The organism is Sphingobacterium sp. HSC-15S19 (assembly GCF_050433745.1).
In the GTDB taxonomy this organism is placed as follows: Bacteria; Bacteroidota; Bacteroidia; order Sphingobacteriales; family Sphingobacteriaceae; genus Sphingobacterium; species Sphingobacterium siyangense.
Genome location: NZ_JBNPWQ010000098.1, coordinates 1 through 1,432, shown reverse-complemented (window position 1 = coordinate 1,432; position 1,432 = coordinate 1). Strand labels below are relative to the sequence as shown.

At 44.3% G+C, this 1,432-nt stretch carries 2 protein-coding genes; both read right to left on the bottom strand.

The window, feature by feature from the left end; genetic code table 11:
* Positions 1-34: 34 nt before the first annotated feature.
* Positions 35-1,018 carry an ISAon1 family transposase gene (locus L1283_RS28465; protein WP_286851556.1) on the bottom strand — a complete coding sequence of 328 codons (984 nt, stop codon included), beginning with the start codon at positions 1,016-1,018 and terminating at the stop codon, positions 35-37.
* Positions 1,011-1,364 carry an ISAon1 family transposase N-terminal region protein gene (locus L1283_RS28460; RefSeq protein WP_286851555.1) on the bottom strand — a complete coding sequence of 118 codons (354 nt, stop codon included), beginning with the start codon at positions 1,362-1,364 and terminating at the stop codon, positions 1,011-1,013. Before L1283_RS28460 ends, L1283_RS28465 begins: the two co-directional genes overlap by 8 nt.
* Positions 1,365-1,432 lie beyond the last annotated feature (68 nt).

The window sequence follows — 1,432 nt, the reverse complement described above, 5'->3', positions numbered from 1 at the left end:
GGATCATACCGAAAGTTTGGGGGAGGAGAAGTTTTTAAGCATACAATTTCATTACTCTATATAGGAAGAATGTGGTGTCTCTTACACCGCGAAAGACACCCCTGAACGCTTTGAGCTTTGCATTGAAAGATTCTGCTGAAGCATTGGTGCTTCTATTGTCGAAGTAGTGTAGAATGTATTGATGATGCGCTGCAATGGATCTTGCTACGCTCTCAAATGAAGCGATTCCCGCATTTTCAACCTGATTATGCCACAGTCCCAGTTTGGTAAATGCTATCTTTTTGTCCTGGCATTTATTGAATATGTCACCTAGGGCAATTCCAAGGTCATAAGCGAGCTTTAGCTTGGGAAACCGCATGAACAACAATTCGGCTCGGTGTTTCTGGTTTTCGGACCATCGGCTTGGGTGCTTGAACAAGAGGTGTCTGGATCTAGCCAGTAGCTGTTTGAGCGTGTCTCCATTAGGCAACAACTCGGGTTCATATGAGGTTCCTCCCTTTCGCGATTCCATTATCTTCTTGCTTTCCGCATCCAATACTTCCCAACGATACTTAATACGAAGTTCCTGCACTGCATCGTAAGCTAACTTTTGGACATGGAAACGATCGACCACACGCCTGGCATTCCTGAAACATCTACGGATTGCCTTGGCCATGTTCGGCGCCATATCCATGGTCACCTCCTTTACCTTATTCCTTGAACGTAAAGGTATTAACTCAAGAACAGTGATGATATCTTCGGCCTTGGTGCCCTTGATAGTCGCTAGGATCGTCCCTTTACCTCCTTTTGCCGATTTACTGCTAACAATGGTATATAATTCACCGTTGCTAAAACTGGTCTCATCGATGCTCAAGCGTTCAGAGATGTTCCCGGGGAAAAGAGTCCATCGCTCTGCATGTGGCTTTTGGCTCCAGTCATGGAAGTCACTGAGATGGTTCTTGTATTGATCCTGAAGTTGCTTGCCGTCCATCTGGAAGAATAACCCTACCAATTGGGCACTTACAGGATAGTTATCCAAATATCTTCTTTAAAAAAAGCCCGAATTCAGTCGTCATTCGAGTACCCTCACGCACCAGGTTCCAATCTCTTGTGATAATATCTCCCGTATCTAAAACTGTCCAGCGGCGGCGGCGGATATGTAGAGTAACTTTCTGACCTCTAATGGGAAAGTCTGAAATCTCTGTGGAAGGCATAAAGCCCTTTGACTCCAACTTGCTGTTCTCATAGCCCGTTGGAGCAATATTAAGCTCGTCTAGATAAATATGGAGCTGATTGTCAACCTGATCGACTTCTAAAATCTGAAAGTATTCTAAAAGCCCTTCGGGCATCAATAGGGATAGTAATTTACGTTCGGCGTCTTGCAAGGGATATCTGTATTAAGCAAACTAAACTAGGAAATTTTTTGTATTCCCCCAAGAATTCTGCTTGATCC